The following is an 18,600-nucleotide window of genomic DNA, read 5'->3' on the forward strand; positions in this document are numbered from 1 at the left end:
CGGTGAACTGGTACGAGGACATGAACCTGTGGTCCGGCTTCTCGGAGGTGCTCTTCACACCCGAGCGTGCGCGGGCCGCCGCCGATGCGGTCGCCACCTCACCCCTGCTCGCGTTCGCTCCCGCAAGCCGCGTGCTCGACCAGTGCTGCGGCACGGGGTTCTTCACCGCACCGCTGGCTCGCCGTGGCTACCAGGTGACCGGCGTGGACCTGCACCCCGAGTTGCTCGAACGCGCGGCGGCCGCGTGCGCCGACGCCGGCGCGACGGCGTCCTTCGTGCGAGCGGACGTTCGCGAGTACGGGGTGCCGGAGGCGTACGACGTCGTGGTGAACATGTACACCTCCTTCGGCTACTTCGACGATCACGAGGACAACATGCGGGTGCTGCACAACGCCCACCGGTCCCTCGCTCCCGGCGGCCAGCTGCTCGTCGATCTGCTGAGCAAGGAGACATACGCGTCGTGGGTCGGACCACCGAAGATCGTCGACGTACCCGGCGGCATGGTGGTCATGCGCGACACGATTCTGGACGACTGGACCCGCTACCGAACCGACTGGACGCTGGTGCGGGGCGACACCGCCGCGCACACCTCCCTCACCTGCTACGTCTACAGCGCCGCCGAACTGCGCGCCATGTTCGCGGAGGCAGGATTCGGGAAGATCGAGTGCTTCGGCAATCTGGACGGCGGCCCCTACGACGCCAACGCGACCCGTCTGATCATCCGGGGCAGCAAGGGAAGCGGGTGAGACCCGCCGCACTCGGCTCGTTTACCGGGGTGCGGATCGCCCTGCTCGGCAGCGGGCTGCTCGTCAACCTGATCGGCTTCTCCGTCTACCCGTACCTGGCGATCCTGCTGCGGCATCGGATGGGCCTCAGCATGGATCAGGTCGGCGTCGTCCTGGGGCTGACGGCATTCGTGCAGTTCGCCGGCGGAGCGCCGGGCGCGGTGCTGGCGGAGCACCTCGGCCTGCGGCGTTCGCTGCTGCTGGCGATGGCGCTGCAGACGCTCGGTTCGCTGGGACTGCTCGCTGGCGAGGTATGGCCGCCGGTGACGGTCCTGGCGCTGATGATCCGGTCGGCGGCCACCGCGCTGTACTCGCCCGCGGTCCGCGCCTACACGGTGCACGGCGCGGGCCCGGACGAGCAGCCGCGGCTGGTGTCGGCGAGCTACGCCACCGGCAACGCCGGGATCGCCCTCGGGCCGGTGGCAGGTGCGCTGTTCATCAACGCCCCGGGGGCGATGTTCGCCGCCGCGGCCACCCTGCATGCCGCACTGACGATCGGACACGCGTTCCTGCCGCCAGACTGCCGTGGCCATGCCCGGGCCGTCGAGCCGCTGCACCGTGCCCTGAGCGGACTGGCGGTCCTGCCGTTCACGGTGACTGCCCTGACCATCTACCTCCACCTGTACTTCTACCAATATCTCGCGTCCTTTGCGGAAGGAAGGGTGCCCACGGTGTTCTACGGATCAGCCATGATGGGCTATTCGCTGCTGCTGGTCGTGCTGCAACCACTCTTGGCCGGGCGGGTCGAACAGATGCGGTACACCCAGGCGATGACGATCGGGTTCGGTGGCCTGGCCATCGGTATGACCGCGTTCGCCGGCGGGCACGAACTCACGATCGCCGTCGGCATCGTCGCCCTCGGCGTGGGCAACTCGATACTCTTCCTCAAGAACGTCCTCGAGGCGCTCGCCGTCACCCCCCGCTCGGCGGCGGTGGTCTTCGGGCACCAGCGGCTCGCCGAAGGTGTCGGCGCGCTTCTCAGCGGTGTCGTCGGCGGCGTCGTCTACCAGGCGTTCGAGACCGCCGGACACCTGCCCGGGCTATGGCTGGCCGTGGCCGCCCAGTGTGTGCTGCTGCCGATCCTGGTCGTACTGGTGTACCGAAGGCTCCGGCACCCCGCGACCGCACCGGTGGGTCCCCGATGACCCCGGCCGATGCAGTCGCCGCGGCCCGCGCCGTCGCGGGGCGCCTGCGCGAGGACGTGGTCGCGCGCGAGCGCGCCAACCGACCGCCGCGGGCCGAGATCCAGCTGCTACGCGGCAGCGGTCTGCTCGCGGCCGATCCCGACGACCTCGAGACGACGCACCTCGTCACCCGCATCATCGCGGCGTCCGACGCCTCGATCGGACACCTCCTCGGCTACCACTACACACACCTCTGGCGAGCCCGCCTGTACGACAACGCCGACCTGGCCCGCCGACTGCGACAAGATGTCAGAGCCGAAGGGCTCTTCGTGGCGTCCGTCAGCAACCCGCGCGACACCATCGTGGCGACCACGACCGGAGACACGTTCACGGTCTCCGGCCGGGGTGCGTTCGCCACCGGATGTGCGGTCGCCGACCGGATCCTGGTCGGCGCGATTCGCGACGACCAGGAGTCCCGCATCGTGGTGGTCGTACCCGGTGACGCGGACGGGCTCTCGCATCCGCCGGACTGGGACAACCTGGGCCAGCGCTTGACGGCCAGCGGCAGCATCGTCCTGCGGGATGTCACGGCCGGCTCCGCCGACGTGCTGGGCACCTTTCCGCCGGGGGAGGACGAGACGAGCCCCAGATGGCAGCAACTGTCGCTCGTCTCCCTCGCCTTCCAAACAGTGCTCACCCAGGTACTCGTCGGCATCACCGAGGGAGCGCTGGACGAGGCTGCCCGCTACACGCGGGAGCAGTCCCGGCCCTGGCCAGCCAGCGGGCTGGCCAGGGCCGTCGACGACCCGCACGTACTCGCCGGATACGGCGAACTCGCCGCGAGCCTCCAGGCGGCGCGATTGCTGGCCGACGACGCGACCCGCGCCCTCGCCGAGGCCGACCGGCGGGGCCCGGACCTGACCCCGGCCGAACGTGGCCGGACCGCGCTGACGGTCTCGGCCGCGAAGGTCGTAGCCACCCGCCTCGCGATGGAGGCAACGAGCCGGATCTTCGAACTCACCGGGGCCCGCGCTACTACACGCTCGTCCGGACTGGACCGCTTCTGGCGTGACGCCCGGACGCTCACCGTCCACGATCCAGTCGTTTACAAGGCCCGGGAACTCGGCGTGCACCTGCTCACCGGCAACGTGCCACCGACCACGGCGTACAGCTGAGATCCGTTGCTCAGCGGATCGCGACCAGGACCCGCTCTTCGAGATCCTGCCAGACCACGCCGACCTCGGTCAGCCCGGCCTCCACGAGGGCGGCCTGGTGATAGTCGAGCGTGGCACCCGTCCAGTCACGGGCCCCTTCTGGCCACAGCGTCTGCCGCTCGGCGACGGCGTCGGCCAGCGCCGGGTGCGCTTCGACGGCCGCCCACCAGTCCTCCCACGGCTCGGCGCCGGCGTCTATCGCATGCTGCTGGCGTCCCCGGTCGATGGCCTCGCAGGCGGCCCGGAGGCGGCTGCCCGCGGGTAGTGGTAGGTAGTCGGCGTTGACCAGGACGCCACCCGGGCGGAGCAACCCGGCCGCGGTACGGTACACCGCCGTCAGCGCGGGCGGCGTGAGCCAGTGCAGCGCCGTGCTGGACAGGACAGCATCGAACGAGCCCTCACCGGATTCAGGGCCGAGCCGCTCCGACCACGACGGATCACGGAGGTCCGCCCGGACCCAACGCAGCCGCCCGCCCTGGTCGCCGAGCGCGCCCTCGCCGATGGCGAGCAGCACCGGATCGGTGTCGAGCGCCACCGCGCGGCCCTCGGGAAAGCGGCGGAGAAAGCGTTCGCTGATGGCGCCGGGACCGCAGGCGAGATCGAGCACCGTGAGGCCGGGCCGCGGGCAGAGCTGCTCCAGGACGTCGAACATCACGGTGAACACCCGCTCGCGTTGCTCGATGTAGATGTCCTGCTGGACATCCCAACGGCGCAGCAGGTCGGCGAACGAGGCCTGCGCGATCGTCTGGTCGATCATGCTTGCTCCTGATTCTGTCGGTGACAGGCGACGGACTCGTCGGGACGGGGCCCGACGATCAGTGGTGGGCGTTCGGCTTCGCACCGGTCGAACGCCTGCCGGCAACGCGGGTTGAAGGCGCACCCGTCGATGCTGGCGAGCGGGCCGGGCATCTCTCCACGCAGCGCAGGGGCCGGCGCAGGGTCCGCGTCGAGGCGTGGGACGGCCGCAAGCAACGCCTGCGTGTACGGGTGCCGGGCGGCATCCATCAGGCGCAGCGTGGGTGCGCTCTCGACGATTCGGCCCCGGTACATGACGGCCACCCGGTCGGCGAGTTGGCGCACCACGGCGAGATCATGCGCGATGAACAGGCAGCCGAGCCCGAGCCTGTCCACCAGGTCCCGGATCAGGTTGAGGACGGTGGCCTGCACGGGCGCGTCGAGGGCCGTGACCGGTTCGTCGCAGATCAGCAGCCGGGGCCGCACCGCGAGAGCGCGCGCGATCGCGACGCGTTGGCGCTGCCCACCACTGAGCTCACGCGGCCGCCGCCCGGCGAGGCCCGGGTCGAGCTCGACCAGGTCGAGCAGTTCCGCCACCCGCCGGCGGCGTGCCGCCCGAGAGCCGATGCGGTGTATGTGCAGCGGTTCGGCGAGCGCACGGGCGACCGTCTGCCGTGGACTCAGCGACTGGAACGGATCTTGAAAGACCATCTGTACCGCCCGCCGGTACGCCCGCAGGGCGTCACCACGCAGCGCGTGGACATCCGCGCCGTCCAGAGACACCGTGCCGGCGATAGGGCGTTCGAGCCGCACCACGGTCCGGGCGATTGTCGACTTGCCGCAACCGGACTCACCCACGAGCGCCAGCAGCTCGCCGGGGCGGACACTCAGGTCGACGTCCCGGACCACCGGTACGAGCCTGCCGGCGATCGGGAACGCCACTCGCACTGCGGCCAGCTCAAGCACCGTCGTCCCCGATCGGCCGCGCCACCGTCGGACGCACCCAGCAGGCAGAGGAGTGCCCTGGCGCCACCGGTTCCAGCGGCGGTTCCTCGACGTGACATCGCTTCGCGGCACGTGCGCAGCGCGGTGCGAACGCGCAGGCACCCACCTTGCGCCGGGCCGGCTCCGCGGGTGGAAGGGTCCGGAACCGGGTTCCGGGCACCGCCATAGGTGACGGCACCGCGTCGAGCAGACCGCGCGTGTACGGATGGTCGGGTCGGCTCACGACGTCGGCTGCCGGCCCGATCTCGACGATGCGGCCGGCGTAGCAGACCGCGATGTCGTCGGCGATCCGGGCGGCCGCCGCGATGTCGTGGCTGATGAGGATCAACCCCATCCCGGCGGATTCGCGCAGTTCCGCCAGCAGAGCATGGATCTGGGCCTGGGTGGTGACGTCCAACGCCGAGGTCGGTTCGTCGGCGATCAGGATCTCCGGCTCTCCGGCCAGGGCCAGGGCGATCATCACCCGCTGGCACATGCCGCCGGACAGCGAGTGCGGGTACGCGTAGACCTGCGACTCCGGTTCCGGGAGACCGGCCATCTTCAACAGCTCAAGCGATCGGGCGCGCTCTAGGCCGCGCGGGACGCCACCAGCGTGCCGCACCGCGTCGTCGAGCAGCGCGCCCACCGTCCGAACCGGGTTGAGCGCACCCCGCGCGTCCTGCAACACCACACCGACCCGACGCCCCCGCACCGCCTCCCGGATCGCCGGTCCGCCGCCGAGCAGGTCGACCTGGCCCAGGACCGCGCGACCGCTGACCCGCGCGGTGGCATCGACCAGCCCGAGCGGGGCGAGGGTGGACAGCGTTTTGCCGCTTCCGCTCTCCCCGACGATCGCCAACGCCCTGCCAGGGGCCACGCGGTAGCCGATACCGTCCACCACCTTCCGTCCGGCGAAGGCGACCGCGAGTTCCTCGACCCGGTACGGGCCGGCGGTTGAGCCGTCCATCCGGGCGCGCCGCCGCGGCAACCCGAGCCGTACCAGCGGCAGGTCATCGGTGGCGAACTGCTCGGCCAGCAGATTGCTGGCGAGGACGACGGCGGCGATGGCCAGGCCGGGTGGCAACGCGAGCCACAGGGCGGAATCCAGATACGGGCGGGCGTCGATGAGCATCTGCCCCCACTCCGGTTCGGGCGGCGGGACGCCGAGACCGAGAAAGCTGAGAAACGCCAGCGACAGCACGATGAAACCGATCTCGATGCTCGCGTAGACGAGCACCGGTGCTGCCAGGGCGGGCAACGCGTGCTGAAAGAGGATCCGGAACCGGGACGCGCCGAGTACCTGCAGCGCATCGAAGTAGGCGCTGCGGCGGAGACTGACGAACCGCCCGCGCGCCAACCGTGCGAATGGCGGCCAACCGGTCAGGGACAGGGCCAGAACGAGGTTGGCGCTGCCGTGACCGCGCACACCCAGGATGGCCAGCGCGACGATCAGCGAGGGCAGCGTCAGCGTCACGTCCATCAACCACAACGCCACGCGATCCGGCCAGCCGCCGAGGAAGCCGCCGGCGGCACCGATCACCACCCCGACAGTGACGGACACGGCGAGCACCGCCGCGGCCAGTATCAGCGAGGCCTGCGCACCGTACAGCAGGCGGGACAACTGGTCCCGGCCCAGTTGGTCGGTGCCCAGCAGATGCTCCACCGACGGCCGCGCCAGGCTGGCCATCAGATCGTTGGCGATCGGGTCGTACGGAGCGATGACCGGCGCCAAGGCCCCAGCCATGACGAAACCCAGCAACGGCAGTGCGCAGATCACCGTACGACGCCGGCGGCCCGCCCCCGACGCCGTCATCCGCCGCTCACCCGCGGGTCGATCCGGCCGTGCAGCCGGTCGGCCAGCCGGTTGGTCGCGGTGAAGGCCAGCGCGAAGCACAGCACGCACGCCTGGATCGCCATCAGGTCGCGGAAGTTCACGGCCTGGACGAAGTAGTCACCGATACCGTTGTGGGCGAAGACGGTCTCCACCACCAGGGCTCCGGTGAGCATGCCGCCGACGATCAGGCCGATCGTGTTGAGGACGGCGCCGGCGACGTTGGGCAGCGCGTCGCGTACGACGATGGACACTGTGGGCGCGCCGCGCGCCTGCGCGGCGCGTACATACGGTTGGGCGAGTGCCTCGCGCAGTGACACGGCGACCACACGGCTGAGCAGGCCGACAGCCGGTAGGGCGAGGACGACCACCGGCATCACGTATCCGGCGGGACCGCCGTCGGCGGAGGTGGGCAGCAGACCCAGTTGCTCGGCGAGTACGACGACCAGTAGGTAGCTGACCCAGAAGGTGGGCAACGAGACGGCGAGCAGGCCCGTCAGCCGCAGGCCGCGCCGAGCCGGACGCCACGGCAGCATGACAGCCAGAGCACCGACCAGAAGGCCCAGCGGCAACGCCACAACCGCCGTCAGCCCGGCCAGCGACAGCGTGACCGGGACCCGTTCCGCCAGCTCGGTCAGCACCGGCCGGCCGGTGCGCGCGGACTTCCCGAGATCACCCTGCACGGCGTGGCCGAGCCAACGGACGTAACGTTCGGGGACGCTGCCCTCCATTCCCAGCTCGCGCCGGGCCGAGGCGACCTGGTCCTCGGTGACGCCGGGGTGCCCGGCCCGCTGCTGCGCGAGCCGGGTGGCGGCGTCACCGGGAGCCAGCGCGATGAGCCCGAACGCCAGCAGCGACGTGATTCCGAGAACCAGCGCCAACTCGGCGGCCAGCCGGGCCGACCACCGGGTCCAGCGCACGAGCAGACCGTTCATCGTTGCAGCGTCACCGTGGACAGGTCGAAGTCATACTCCGTGTGCGGCACCTGGAAGCCCTTGACCACCGGGCCGACGGCCCACACCCGTGGCCGGTACGCGATCGGCACGAAGGCGGCCTCCCGGTTCAGCACGGCCCAGGCCTCCTGGTAGTTCTTGGCGCGGGTGGCGGCGTCCCGGGCGTACAACGCGCCGTTGACGAGCCGTTCGACCTCGTCGGTCTTCCACAGACCGGGATCCTTACGGTCGCCGGTCAGGAAGCCGACCACGAACCCCGACGGGTCGTAAGGGGCGCCGTAGGTTTCCATGAAGGCGAGGTCGTACTTGCCGGCGTGCAGGTCGTCGTAGAACGTGGCCTCGTCGACCGCGACGATGTTCACCGTGATCCCGACCTCGGCCAGCGCCGAGGCGACGGCCTGAGCGCTGAGCCGCGAGTCCTGCCAGCCGACGGCGGCCGTCGACGGGATCCGCAGCGACAGGACCAGCTGCTTTCCATCCTTGACCCGGCCCTTCCCGTCCTGGCGCCACCCGGCCGCATCGAGAATCCGGCGGGCCTGGTCGGGATCGAAGGGCAGGCTCTGCGGCGCCCCCGCGTCCGGGATTCCCGGCGCGAACAGCGTGGTCGCGGCCTTGGCCTGCCCGGCGTAGAGCACCTTGGTCAGGGTCTCCCGGTCCAGGGCGTACCGCACCGCCTCGCGGATCGCCTTGTCGCCCGCGACGCCGTTGAGGTTGAAGCCGAGCATGACGGTGATGTCCGGATCACCGTGCAGCACCGTGACCCGTTCGTCCTTGCCGAGGGTGGCCGCCTCGGTAGGCGAGATCGGTGCCAGGTAACTGCCGCCGAGCATGTCCACCTCGCCCGCGCGAAGCGCGGAGACGCGGGTCTGCGAGTCCTTTCTGACGCTGAACTCAACCCGGTCGATCTTCGGTTTGGCGCCCCAATAGCCGTCGTTGCGGACCAGGCTCGCGGCCGTCGTCGTGATCTGTTCCAGCCGCCATGGCCCGGTACCGATGGCCTTGGTGAACTTCCCGGAAGCGTCGACGGCCTTGGGGCTCATGAAGCCGGGGGGCCGGGTGAAGGTCAGCTCCTGCAGCAGCGGGTCGTAGGCGCGTTCGAGGCGTAGCCGCAGCTTCATCGGCCCAGGCACCTCCACGGCCTTGATGATCTTCGAGGCGGCCAGCCAGGAGTGGGACTCCTTGCCCACCCAGCGATCGAGGTTCCACTTCGCCGCCTGTGCGTCGAACGGCGTGTCGTCGTGGAACTTCACACCGGTCCGCAGCTCGAAGTCGATCGTGAGCCCGTCCGCCGCGACCTGCCACGACGTGGCCAGGCCCGGTTCCAGGCGACCGCCCTGTCCGTACTTCACCAGCGTCTCGAAGACCATCGGGGCGATGAACCAGTCCCCGTTGTAGTCGTGCGGGTCCTGGTCGCCGTACTCGTTCGCGTTCGCCACGCGTAGCGTGCCGCCGGTCGCGGCGGTTCGATCGGTGTCCCCGGATCCGCTGGCCGTGCAACCTGCCACCAGAACTGTCAGCACCGCCAGTGCGGCCAGCGCCCGGACTGGCCGGCGGGGCCGTACCAACGAGGAACCTTCGTCCGAATATCGAGCGACACGCATCAATGACCCTTCCAGAGTGGCATCTGCGCTGACCGTGGGTGGCGGACACCCTTACCTCGAAAAGGAGGCCGGGTGATTCGCAGACATAGTCGTCTGACGACAAGCGAAAGTTCCCGAGGTGAGCCGGCGACCGGATCGGCGGACCAGTCGGGTGATGCGGTACGCCGACCGGGCGCGGGAGTGTGGCGTTGTCGGCTCCGTCTCACGCCGCCCCGCCATAGTCCAAACCGGTGCCTGGTACCTGCTCCGATCCGGCGACGGGGTGTCAGCGAGGCGAGTCGGTCACGGTGCCGTACCCCAATCTCAGCGGGCACCCCCGCGCCCGAGCCCTCGTTGTCCCTCCGAAGGTCGTTGCCGATCCGGCAAGTTTTCTCGCCAGCGCCGCAGAACAAGGGGCACCATGCCGGTCGAGCCCGATCGATCGTGAGGACGTGACCCTATGAAGCACATCGAGCGCCCGGACGCGGCAACACCGGCCGAGTTCTGGGAGAGTCTGCACCAGCAGGTGGCCGCCGCCCAGTGGGAGGTACGCGTCAACCCGATCCTTGCCGCAACGGTCGGTGACCTTCCGCCGGGTGCCGCTCTCGACCTGGGCTGCGGCCAGGGCGGCGACAGCCTGTGGCTCGCCCAACGCGGCTGGCAGGTCACCGCGGTCGACATCGCCGATGCCGCCCTGCAACGGGTGAACGAACGCGCCACCCAGCAGCGACTGGGCGACAGGATTCATACCGAACAGCATGATCTGGCGGATTCCCTACCCCGGGGCACCTGGGACCTGGTGAGCGCTCATTACCTGCACAGCCTCTTCGACTTCCCCAGGGCCCGCATCCTGCGTGATCTCGGCGAGCAGGTGAACCCCGGTGGCATGCTGCTGATCGTCGACCACGGTTCGGTAGCACCGTGGTCCTGGAACCAGGGGGCCACGATTCCCACCCCGGACGAGACCCTGGCCGGTCTGGCCCTCGATTCCACGTCCTGGCATGTGCTGTGCTGCGAAACCCGCGATCGGACGGCCACCGGCCCGGGTGGCCAGACGGCCGAGGTGACCGACAATGTGATCGCCCTGCGCAGGACGGACTAACCGGATCTTCGCTGCGAAGGCGACCGCCGTCGGCTCGGCCCGAGCGAACTGGCCCACGACGGGCGTCATTCGGGTCGGGGAGAGCGTTCCGCGTTGCCGGAGGTGAGCGTCACCCGGCGGGCCAGGTCGTCGCCGATGATGAGCAGTGCCGCCGGGTTCGGCTGGCGCTACGCCGCTGACGCTGGCGGTTCGTGGGCGAGGAACCGGCTCCGCTGCTGGTGGAGGGTCGGAACAGGGAACTAAAGCCGTCCACGGCGCGACCAACCCGACGTGATGACTGACGTTTCCGACGCCGGGATCGCCGGGGTGCGCACCCGGATGGTGCTGGTCATCCTGTTCGACGGGGTGCAGCCGATCGACGTGGCCGGTCCGGTCGACGTGTTCACGTCGGCCGCCCGCTTCGTGGGTGACGCGGACACCCCGCCGTACGTCATCCGCACCGCCTCTCTCGCTGGTGGGACGGTCCGGGCCGCCGGCGGTCTGCGCCTCGTCCCCGACGGTGACCTGGGCGGCGTCGAGGATCCGGACCTGCTGGTGGTGCCGGGCGGGCCGGGCGTGGGAGACGTCGACGACCGGCTCGTCGCCTGGCTCGCCGAGCGTGCTCCCGGCATCCCGCGGGTGGTATCGGTGTGCACCGGGGCCTACCTGCTGGCCAAAGCCGGTCTCCTGGACGGTCGCCGGGCCACCACCCACTGGGAGGCCTGTGGTTACCTGACCGAGATGTTCCCCCGGGTGGCGTTCGACCCGGACGCCATCTTCGTCCGGGACGGGACGATCTCCACGTCGGCGGGGGCGACAGCCGGGGTCGACCTGGCCATGGCGCTGGTCGAGGAGGACTTCGGTCGTGCGGCTGCTCTGGGTATCGCCCGGCTGCTGGTGTGCTACCTGCGCCGGCCGGGCAATCAGGCCCAGCTCAGCGTCCAGCTCTCGACCCAGATCGCCCGGACCGACCCGCTGCGCGAGGTGCAGTACTGGGCCGCCGCGAATCTGGCGGCCGACCTGTCCGTTCCGGCGATGGCGGAGCGTGCCGGGCTGTCTCCACGGCAGTTCGCCCGGGCGTTCGGGGAACAGGTCGGGATGCCACCGGGCCGGTATGTGGACCTGATCCGGCTGGAGGCCGCGAAGCGCATGCTGACCGACACCACGGATGGCGTACTCGGCATCGCTCACCGTTGCGGCTATGGGTCGGCGGAGGCGATGCGCCGGGCGTTCCTGCGCGAACTCGACATTTCGCCGACCGAGTATCGCCGCGCGTCGGCGAAGGAGCCGGTGAGCCCCGTTGGATCTCCGCCGGTGGCAGATTTGTTGGCCGGTACGTCATAGGCGTGAGCGCGGGTCGCTTCTAAGCTTCCTGACATATGGCGAAATGAATATTTTCACGTCATTTGTATCTTTCCGCACACGCTGCATGACAGAGATGTGAGCTCGACGTGACCCTCGTTCCAGATCGGATTGTCCGTACCACGCTGGCCATCGGCCTCGTCGTCGCGCTCGGCGCCTGCTCGGGGACGACGGTGCCGGACGCTCCGGTCGCATCGGCCGACGCGTCGGTCGCCGTTGGTCCCCGGACCACGTATCCGCTGACGATCGACAACTGCGGCCGTGAGGTCACGTTCTCGCAGGCACCCCGCCGGGTCGTGCTGCTCAACGGCGCGTCCGTGGCCGAAGTCGAGTCGATGATCGCGCTCGGTGTCGAGGGAACCATCGTGGCCAACAGCCAGAGCTACGGCGTCTCCGACGACCCGACGATGGTCGAGCGGATCAAGGCCATCCCGACCGGCGGGCTGAAGCTGAACAAGAACTTCGAGGTCCCCCGCGAGCAGGTGATCGCCCAGTCGCCGGATCTGGTGATCTCAACGTGGGCGGGCGGGTTCGACGACAAGATCGGCTCGATCACCCGCGACGAGCTCGGTAAGGCCGGTATCAACAGTTTCGTGTCCCCGTCGAACTGCGCCAACGGTGCGACCTCGCCCCGACCGCAGGACACGGCCACGTATGCGAAGCGGTCGGTCGAGTCGTCGTACGAGCTGCTGAACCAGCTCGGGGTCATCTTCGACGTCCAGGGCAAGGCGGCGCAGGTCGTGCAGGACTCGCGTGCGGCGCTGGCCGCTATCCCGTCGCCGACCGGGGCACCCAAGCGGGTGCTGGCCGCCTATCCCAGTATGGGGTCGGCGATGGGTCTGAAGGTTCCTGCCGTGTTCGGCGGCGGCATCTTCGACGACATCATCACCCGAGCCGGCGGTGTCAACGCGTTCGGCGGCCTGACCGACCAGCAACTCACCGCGCTCAACGTCGAGGCCCTCGCCGCAGCGAACGTCGAGGTGCTGGTGATCGGCCTGTACCAGCCGGACGACGACGCCAAGAAGTTCGCGGAGCAGCTGTTCGCGCAGTATCCGCAGTGGCCGGCGTCGAAAACCAAGACCTACACGTCGGTTTCCGACAGCTTCTACCTCGGACCGCTGAACGCGGTCGCAGTGAAGAAGATCAGCGATGCCGTCCACGCGGCGAACTGACCGTACCCACCCGGAAGCCGCCCGCGCCCACCTCGTACCCGATAGCGCCGTCCCGCTGCTGATCGTGCTCCTGACCGTCGCGGTCGTGCTGGCCGCGGCGGTCGCGATCGCCGTCGGCACGGTACCGGTGCCGCTGGGCGACGTGGTCGCGGTGACCTGGGCGCACCTCACACCCGGAGAAACCGAGCGTAGCCTGCTCTACGACCAGATCGTGTGGGACTTCCGCGCGCCCCGGGTGCTGCTGGCGGGGGTCGCCGGCGCGGGTCTCAGCGTCGCCGGAGTCTGTCTGCAGGCATTGGTGCGCAACCCGCTGGCCGATCCCTACCTGCTCGGCATCTCGGGAGGCGCCTCCATCGGCGCCGCCCTGGCGCTGAGCTTCGTGCCCGCGGCGATCGCCGGACTGGGTGTCTCCGGCGCGGCCTTCCTCGGGGCGGTGGTCAGCGTCGCCCTGGTCGTGGGGCTGGCACAGCGGGCCGGCCGGGTCGCGCCGGGCCGGCTGATCCTGGCCGGAGTGGCCGTGGCCTATCTGGGCAGTGCCGTCACCAGCTACATCCAACTGCAGGCCAACCCGGGCGAACTGCGCGGCATCCTGTTCTGGGTGCTCGGCTCGGTCGCGGCAGCGTCCTGGCCGGACCTAGCTGCGCCCACCGTCGCCCTGGTGGTCTGCCTGCTCTGGCTGCTGGTTGACGGCCGCCGGTTGAACGCGCTGACGATGGGCGAGACGTCGGCCGCCGGGCTGGGGATCGACGTCAACCGGCTGCGCCTCGGGCTGCTCGCGGTGGCGTCGCTGCTGACCGCGACGATCGTCAGCGTCGCGGGTGGGATCGGCTTCGTCGGCCTGCTGGTGCCGCACGCGGTCCGGCTCCTGGTCGGCCCCGACCATCGCCGGGTGATCCCGGTGTCGCTGCTGCTGGGGGCGGTCTTCCTGATCCTTGTCGACCTGTTGTCGCGCACCCTGGACCGGCCGAACGAGATGCCGATCGGCATCTTCACCGCTGTGCTCGGCGCGCCCTTCTTCCTGTGGCTCCTGCGCAGCCAGTCCGGAGCGGTGCGATGAGGGTCGAGGCGACCGGGGTCTCGGTGACCATCGACGGCACGACCATCCTCGATGACGTCTCGTTCACCGCCGCCGACGGCCGGGTGACCGGACTGATCGGGCCGAACGGATCCGGCAAGAGCACGTTGCTGCGCTGCTTCTACCGCATCATCCGGCCGCAGCAGGGCACCGTGCACATCGGTGAGCACGATGTCTGGCGGGTCCCGGCCCGCCGGGCCGGCCAGTTGCGGGCGGTGGTGGCCCAGGACCAGGAACTCGACAACGAGTACGCCGTCCGCGACATCGTCGCCATGGGGCGGATCCCGCACCAGCGACTGCTCGAACGGGAGAGCACGGCCGACCGCGCCATCGTCGACGAGGCGTTGGCCCGCGCCCGCATCGAGTGGGCCGAGGCCCGGCGTTTCGTCACGCTGTCCGGCGGCGAACGCCAGCGGGTCCTGCTCGCCCGCGCGCTCGCCCAGAACGCTCCGGTCTTACTGCTCGACGAGCCGACCAACCACCTCGACATCGGCGCGCAACTGGAACTGCTCGAATTGATCCGCGAGCTCGGGCTCACCACCGTCGCCGCGCTGCACGACCTCGACCACGCGATGTCCTACTGCGACGCCGTCGTGCTGCTGCACCACGGCCGGGTCGTCGCGGCCGACGATCCCGTCACCGTGCTCACCCCGCAACGCCTGGCCGACGTCTTCGGCGTACGGGGAGCGACGACCACCCACCCACTCACCGGCCGGCCGCACCTGGTGTTCGCGGCGCCACCCTCCGAACGGGAGCTTTCCAGATGACCACGCAGAGCCCGCCCGGCGAACCGGTTCCCGACGCCAGGCTCACCGCACCCCTCGAACCACCTGCGACCGGTACCATCACCGTGGCCGTCGTCCTCTCGCCCCACGCGGAACTGGTCGACTTCGCCGGCCCGTGGGGCGTGTTCGAGTACGCCCGGCTCGACGACGGGCGCACCCCGTTCACGCTGACCACGGTGGCGGCCACCACGGACCCTGTCCCGATCTCCGGAGGCATGGTCGTCGTGCCCGGTCACGACGTCGACACAGCGCCTGCGCCGGACATCGTGGTCGTCCCGGCCCTGGACACCGGCAAGCTCGCCCCCGAGGTGCTGGACTGGCTGCGGCGCGTCCATCAGGACACCGCAGTGACCATGTCGGTCTGCAACGGATCGTTCGTGCTCGGCCAGGCGGGCCTCCTCGACGGCCGGACCGCAACGGCCCACCACAGCGCCTACCAAGCCCTTCAGGCCATGTTTCCCGCCCTCACCGTCGTCCCCGGGGTCCGCTACGTCGAGGACGGCCGGCTCGCCACCGCCGGCGGGCTCACCTCGGGCACCGACCTCGCCCTGCGGATCGTCGAACGCTACTTCGGGCGCGCCGTCGCGCAGCGGACCGCCACCTACCTCGAATACCAGGGCACAGGCTGGATGCACCCCGACAGCAACGCCGAGTTCACCCAGCCCGCAGCGGTCACCTCGGAACAGCCGGTGTGTCCGGTCTGCCAGATGCCGGTGGCCCCCGACACCCCGATCACCCTCGACCTGGACGGACGTACCTGGCACTTCTGCGGCGACTGGTGCCAGGAGCAGTTCCGGGCGGCACCGCAACGCTTCGCCATCGCGGACGGATCGTGACATGCAGGTCGCCATCGTCGTCTATCCCGGTTTCACGGCGCTCGACGTCCTGGGGCCGTACGAGGTGCTGGGTCGTCTGCCGGACACCGAGGTCGTGTTCGTCGCCGAGCGCCCGGGTTTGGTCGTGAACGACCTGGGTAGCCTGTCGGTCGACGCCGCCGCGATGTACGCCGACGTGTCCGACCCGGACATCGTGCTGGTCGGTGGGGGAGCGGGCCAGCAGGACCAGATGGCCGACGACGGCCCGCTGCTCGAGTGGCTGCGGGCCGTCGACCGGACCACCACGTGGACGACGTCCGTCTGCACCGGCGCGTTCGCGCTGGCCGCCGCCGGACTGCTGACGGGCCGACGGGCGACGACCCACTGGGCCGGGCTCGACGTGCTCACTGGCTTCGGGGTGACGCCCGTGAAGGACCGGGTGGTGATCGACGGCCATTACGCGACCGCGGCCGGGGTGTCCGCAGGCATCGACATGGCGCTGGTCCTGGCCGGCCGGATAATGGGTGAGGAGGCCGCGCAGACCGTGCAGCTGATCATCGAGTACGCCCCGGAGCCGCCGTACCGGGCAGGTGCCGTGGACACCGCGCCACCGTCGGTGGTGGAGCGAGCCGGCCGCATGCTGTCGCCTTGACCGATGCCACTCTGCTGCGTGGACCGCCAAGACTGCCGTCTGGTTCGGCGTCACCCACCGCACCTTCACACACGGCCAGGAACATTTTCCTCCCGGCCGGCGACTGAATGTACATCGATGGGTGTCGGGAGGTGCTCCTCATGAGGCGACGGGCAGTGCTGGCGGGTAGTGCGGCTGCGGGCGTGGGCACACTGGTCGGTGCACAGACGGCTGAGGCGACACCGCGTGGTGCCAAGGGTTCTCTGCGAGTGCGCATCGTCATGTTCGACGGTGTCGAGGAACAGGACTTCATCGCACCATATGAAGTGTTCTCCCTGGCCGGCTGGTACAGCAGCAGAAAGATCGACACCGGCTACATGGTGCTTGGCAGGCCACGCGTCATCACCGCCGCGTTCGGCACTCGCGTGACGGTCGACCGCAGCTGGCGGCCCGAGGAAGCGGATCTGATCGTCGTGCCCGGTGGCGGTCGTCCCGGAGAGCCCGGCATCTGGGCGGAGATCAACAGTGGGGCGCTCCCGAAGGCGCTCGCCGCAGCACGCCGCCCGGGGCTCACCATCGCCTCGCTCTGCACCGGCGCGATCATCCTGGCCGCCGCCGGTCTGGTCACCGGCCGTCCCTGCACCACCCACACGGTCGCCAAGAAGGAACTGGCCGCGCGCGGCGGTGTCGTCAAGAATGCGCGCGTCGTTGACGACGGCGATCTGGTCACCGCGGCCGGCATCACGTCCGGCTTGGATCTGGCGCTGCACCTCGTCGCGCGCGAACTCAACGCGGACGTCGCGGTCCAGGTCGAAGAGGCTCTTGAATACCAGGCGCGGGGCACGGTCTGGACCAGGTAGGGCACCGGCGACGGTAGCGCCACCGCGCCATCGTCCCGCCTTGATCGTCAACCTCGGGGGCTGGGAGGGTACAGCGCCCGGTTGATTCCCGGCGTCCTACCCGCTCAGGTCAACAGGGTGCGCCAGTAGAACCAGAACTGCTCGCCGATGAGCACGACGATGATGACGTACCAGACGGTGAGGACGACGGTGTGATACCGGAGGAGGACAGCCCCCCGGGAAGTGAACAACTGCTCGTGATGCACGTTGCGCAGGGTGACATACCAGAAGATCGCGATGGTGACGACCCACACCACCATGCAGTACGGACACAGCGCGCCGATACGGTAGAGGCTCTGGAAGATCAGCCAGTGCACGAACCCGATACCGAACGTCGCGCCGAGTTGCAGGCCCAGCCAGAACCACCGCGGGAGTCGGGCGCCGGCCAGGACCGCGACACCGATGGTGGTCACCACACCGAACCCGACGATACCGATCAAGGGGTTGGGGAAACCGAACGCGGCCGCCTGCGGCGTGGTCATCACCGAGCCACAGGACAGGATCGGGTTGATGCTGCAACTGGGCCGATAGCTCGGATCGGTCAGAAGGTTGATCTTCTCGATGGTCAGGGTCAGCGCTGCGGCGGTACCGATCGCACCGCAGACGGCCAGCACCCAGCCGATGATGCGCGCCGCGAACGGCACCGTCGGATCCGCTGTAGCGGCCGCCGGGCCGGGAGCGGCCGTGACCTGCCCGCTCATCCGGCGAGTGCTGCGTCGACGGCGGCTTTGAGCCCGGCGTACGTGGCCTGCCCGTCGAAGCGCTGGCCATTGATGAAGAACGACGGGGTGCTCTGGACCCCGGCGGCGGTCCCGTCGCTCTGGTCGTCACGGATACGGGCCGCGGTGCCCGGGTCGTCGCGGTCGGCGCGGAACTTCGCCAGGTCGAGGCCGAGCTGCTGGGCGTAGCCCTCGAAGACGGCCGACTGGTCCTGCTGCTGCCCGCCCCACGTGGACTGGTTCTCGAACAGCTTGACGTACATCTGCTCGAACTTGTCCTGTCGCGCGGCGGCCTCGGCGGCGCGGGCGGCGTTCTGTGCGTTGGCGTGCTGGGTCAGCGGGAAGTTCCGGACCACATAGGTGATCTTGCCCGCGTACTCCTGGCGGAGCCTCTCCACGCCAGGGAACGCCTGTCCGCAGGACGGGCACTCGAAATCGAGGAACTCGACGATGGTGACCTTGCCGTCCTCGGCGGCGGTGAGCCGGTGGCTGTCCGCCCTCACCACCCGGTCGCCAGCTGCCTGCCGAGCTTTGTCACTGCTGTTCTGGACGAAGACAAACAGCCCGGCGAGTCCGGCGAGCACGATCGCCAACAGCCCGAAAGTGATCCTGGTGTTGGTGCTCACCCGTCGGGCGCGCATCGCCTTGGCAGCCTTGTCAGACGCCTTCCTGATGCGCTCTGCTCCGGAACCGCCAGTCCTGCCGCCGTCGGCGGTCGGCCTTGCGGGGCGGTTGCGCTTCTTGGACATCCGTGGACCTTCCACCCGAGGCTTCGTCGCACTGCCGCCTTCGGGCGGGTGCTGACTTATTGGTCGTTCGAGACCCTGCTGGAGTTCCGGCTCGTGCGACGACCGG

At 69.8% G+C, this 18,600-nt stretch carries 18 protein-coding genes; 11 read left to right on the forward strand and 7 right to left on the reverse strand.

All coding sequences use genetic code 11. The features are described 5' to 3' along the window. Positions 1-2 precede the first annotated feature (2 nt). The 3 genes from JQN83_RS10655 to JQN83_RS10665 are packed head-to-tail and all read left to right on the forward strand — an operon-like array spanning position 3 to position 3,084. Complete coding sequence (locus JQN83_RS10655) at positions 3-746, forward strand: class I SAM-dependent methyltransferase (RefSeq protein WP_208566938.1); 744 nt, start codon at positions 3-5, stop codon at positions 744-746. Further along, entirely contained in the window at positions 743-1,930 is a 1,188-nt protein-coding gene (locus tag JQN83_RS10660; protein ID WP_208566939.1) for an MFS transporter, read from the forward strand. The genes JQN83_RS10655 and JQN83_RS10660 overlap by 4 nt, the downstream gene beginning before the upstream one ends. Next, entirely contained in the window at positions 1,927-3,084 is a 1,158-nt protein-coding gene (locus tag JQN83_RS10665) for an acyl-CoA dehydrogenase family protein (protein WP_208566940.1), read from the forward strand. The genes JQN83_RS10660 and JQN83_RS10665 overlap by 4 nt, the downstream gene beginning before the upstream one ends. A 10-nt stretch (positions 3,085-3,094) precedes the next feature. Here the strand turns inward: JQN83_RS10665 and JQN83_RS10670 are convergent, their stop codons facing one another. The 5 genes from JQN83_RS10670 to JQN83_RS10690 form a co-directional block, all read right to left on the reverse strand. Continuing rightward, positions 3,095-3,880, reverse strand: a complete 786-nt coding sequence (locus JQN83_RS10670; protein WP_208566941.1) for a class I SAM-dependent methyltransferase — start codon at positions 3,878-3,880, stop codon at positions 3,095-3,097. Next, positions 3,877-4,806 carry an oligopeptide/dipeptide ABC transporter ATP-binding protein gene (locus JQN83_RS10675; RefSeq protein ID WP_208566942.1) on the reverse strand — a complete coding sequence of 310 codons (930 nt, stop codon included), beginning with the start codon at positions 4,804-4,806 and terminating at the stop codon, positions 3,877-3,879. The genes JQN83_RS10670 and JQN83_RS10675 overlap by 4 nt, the downstream gene beginning before the upstream one ends. 10 nt (positions 4,807-4,816) lie before the next feature. Continuing rightward, a complete protein-coding gene (locus JQN83_RS10680; protein ID WP_208566943.1) occupies positions 4,817-6,586 on the reverse strand; it encodes a dipeptide/oligopeptide/nickel ABC transporter permease/ATP-binding protein in 1,770 nt (589 codons plus the stop codon). A 65-nt stretch (positions 6,587-6,651) separates the two neighbouring features. Continuing rightward, on the reverse strand, positions 6,652-7,608 hold the full coding sequence (locus JQN83_RS10685) for an ABC transporter permease (RefSeq protein WP_208566944.1): 957 nt from the start codon (positions 7,606-7,608) through the stop codon (positions 6,652-6,654). After that, complete coding sequence (locus JQN83_RS10690; protein ID WP_208566945.1) at positions 7,605-9,062, reverse strand: ABC transporter substrate-binding protein; 1,458 nt, start codon at positions 9,060-9,062, stop codon at positions 7,605-7,607. Before JQN83_RS10690 ends, JQN83_RS10685 begins: the two co-directional genes overlap by 4 nt. A 604-nt stretch (positions 9,063-9,666) precedes the next feature. Here JQN83_RS10690 and JQN83_RS10695 point away from each other — a divergent pair. From JQN83_RS10695 to JQN83_RS10730, 8 genes are all read left to right on the forward strand, one after another. Then, a complete protein-coding gene (locus JQN83_RS10695; RefSeq protein WP_208566946.1) occupies positions 9,667-10,308 on the forward strand; it encodes a class I SAM-dependent methyltransferase in 642 nt (213 codons plus the stop codon). Positions 10,309-10,581: 273 nt separating this feature from the next. Continuing rightward, on the forward strand, positions 10,582-11,631 hold the full coding sequence (locus JQN83_RS10700) for a GlxA family transcriptional regulator (RefSeq protein ID WP_244252191.1): 1,050 nt from the start codon (positions 10,582-10,584) through the stop codon (positions 11,629-11,631). A gap of 314 nt (positions 11,632-11,945) precedes the next feature. Continuing rightward, positions 11,946-12,821 (forward strand): ABC transporter substrate-binding protein, encoded by an 876-nt coding sequence (locus JQN83_RS10705; RefSeq protein ID WP_208566947.1) that lies wholly within the window; start codon positions 11,946-11,948, stop codon positions 12,819-12,821. Next, positions 12,799-13,878, forward strand: coding sequence for a FecCD family ABC transporter permease (locus JQN83_RS10710; RefSeq protein ID WP_208566948.1), 1,080 nt, complete (start codon positions 12,799-12,801; stop codon positions 13,876-13,878). The genes JQN83_RS10705 and JQN83_RS10710 overlap by 23 nt, the downstream gene beginning before the upstream one ends. Further along, complete coding sequence (locus tag JQN83_RS10715) at positions 13,875-14,663, forward strand: ABC transporter ATP-binding protein (RefSeq protein WP_208566949.1); 789 nt, start codon at positions 13,875-13,877, stop codon at positions 14,661-14,663. The genes JQN83_RS10710 and JQN83_RS10715 overlap by 4 nt, the downstream gene beginning before the upstream one ends. Further along, a complete protein-coding gene (locus JQN83_RS10720; RefSeq protein ID WP_208566950.1) occupies positions 14,660-15,517 on the forward strand; it encodes an AraC family transcriptional regulator in 858 nt (285 codons plus the stop codon). The genes JQN83_RS10715 and JQN83_RS10720 overlap by 4 nt, the downstream gene beginning before the upstream one ends. Position 15,518: 1 nt before the next feature. Beyond that, positions 15,519-16,148 carry a DJ-1/PfpI family protein gene (locus JQN83_RS10725; RefSeq protein ID WP_208566951.1) on the forward strand — a complete coding sequence of 210 codons (630 nt, stop codon included), beginning with the start codon at positions 15,519-15,521 and terminating at the stop codon, positions 16,146-16,148. Positions 16,149-16,396: 248 nt separating this feature from the next. Further along, on the forward strand, positions 16,397-16,987 hold the full coding sequence (locus JQN83_RS10730; protein WP_307799163.1) for a DJ-1/PfpI family protein: 591 nt from the start codon (positions 16,397-16,399) through the stop codon (positions 16,985-16,987). A 104-nt stretch (positions 16,988-17,091) separates the two neighbouring features. Here JQN83_RS10730 and JQN83_RS10735 read toward each other — a convergent pair whose 3' ends face one another. Both JQN83_RS10735 and JQN83_RS10740 read right to left on the reverse strand, forming a co-directional pair. Continuing rightward, complete coding sequence (locus JQN83_RS10735; RefSeq protein ID WP_208566953.1) at positions 17,092-17,727, reverse strand: vitamin K epoxide reductase family protein; 636 nt, start codon at positions 17,725-17,727, stop codon at positions 17,092-17,094. Further along, positions 17,724-18,494 (reverse strand): DsbA family protein, encoded by a 771-nt coding sequence (locus JQN83_RS10740; protein WP_244252192.1) that lies wholly within the window; start codon positions 18,492-18,494, stop codon positions 17,724-17,726. Before JQN83_RS10740 ends, JQN83_RS10735 begins: the two co-directional genes overlap by 4 nt. Positions 18,495-18,600: the final 106 nt, after the last annotated feature.

This window comes from Micromonospora antibiotica, assembly GCF_017599305.1.
GTDB classification, from domain to species: domain Bacteria; phylum Actinomycetota; class Actinomycetes; order Mycobacteriales; family Micromonosporaceae; genus Micromonospora; species Micromonospora antibiotica.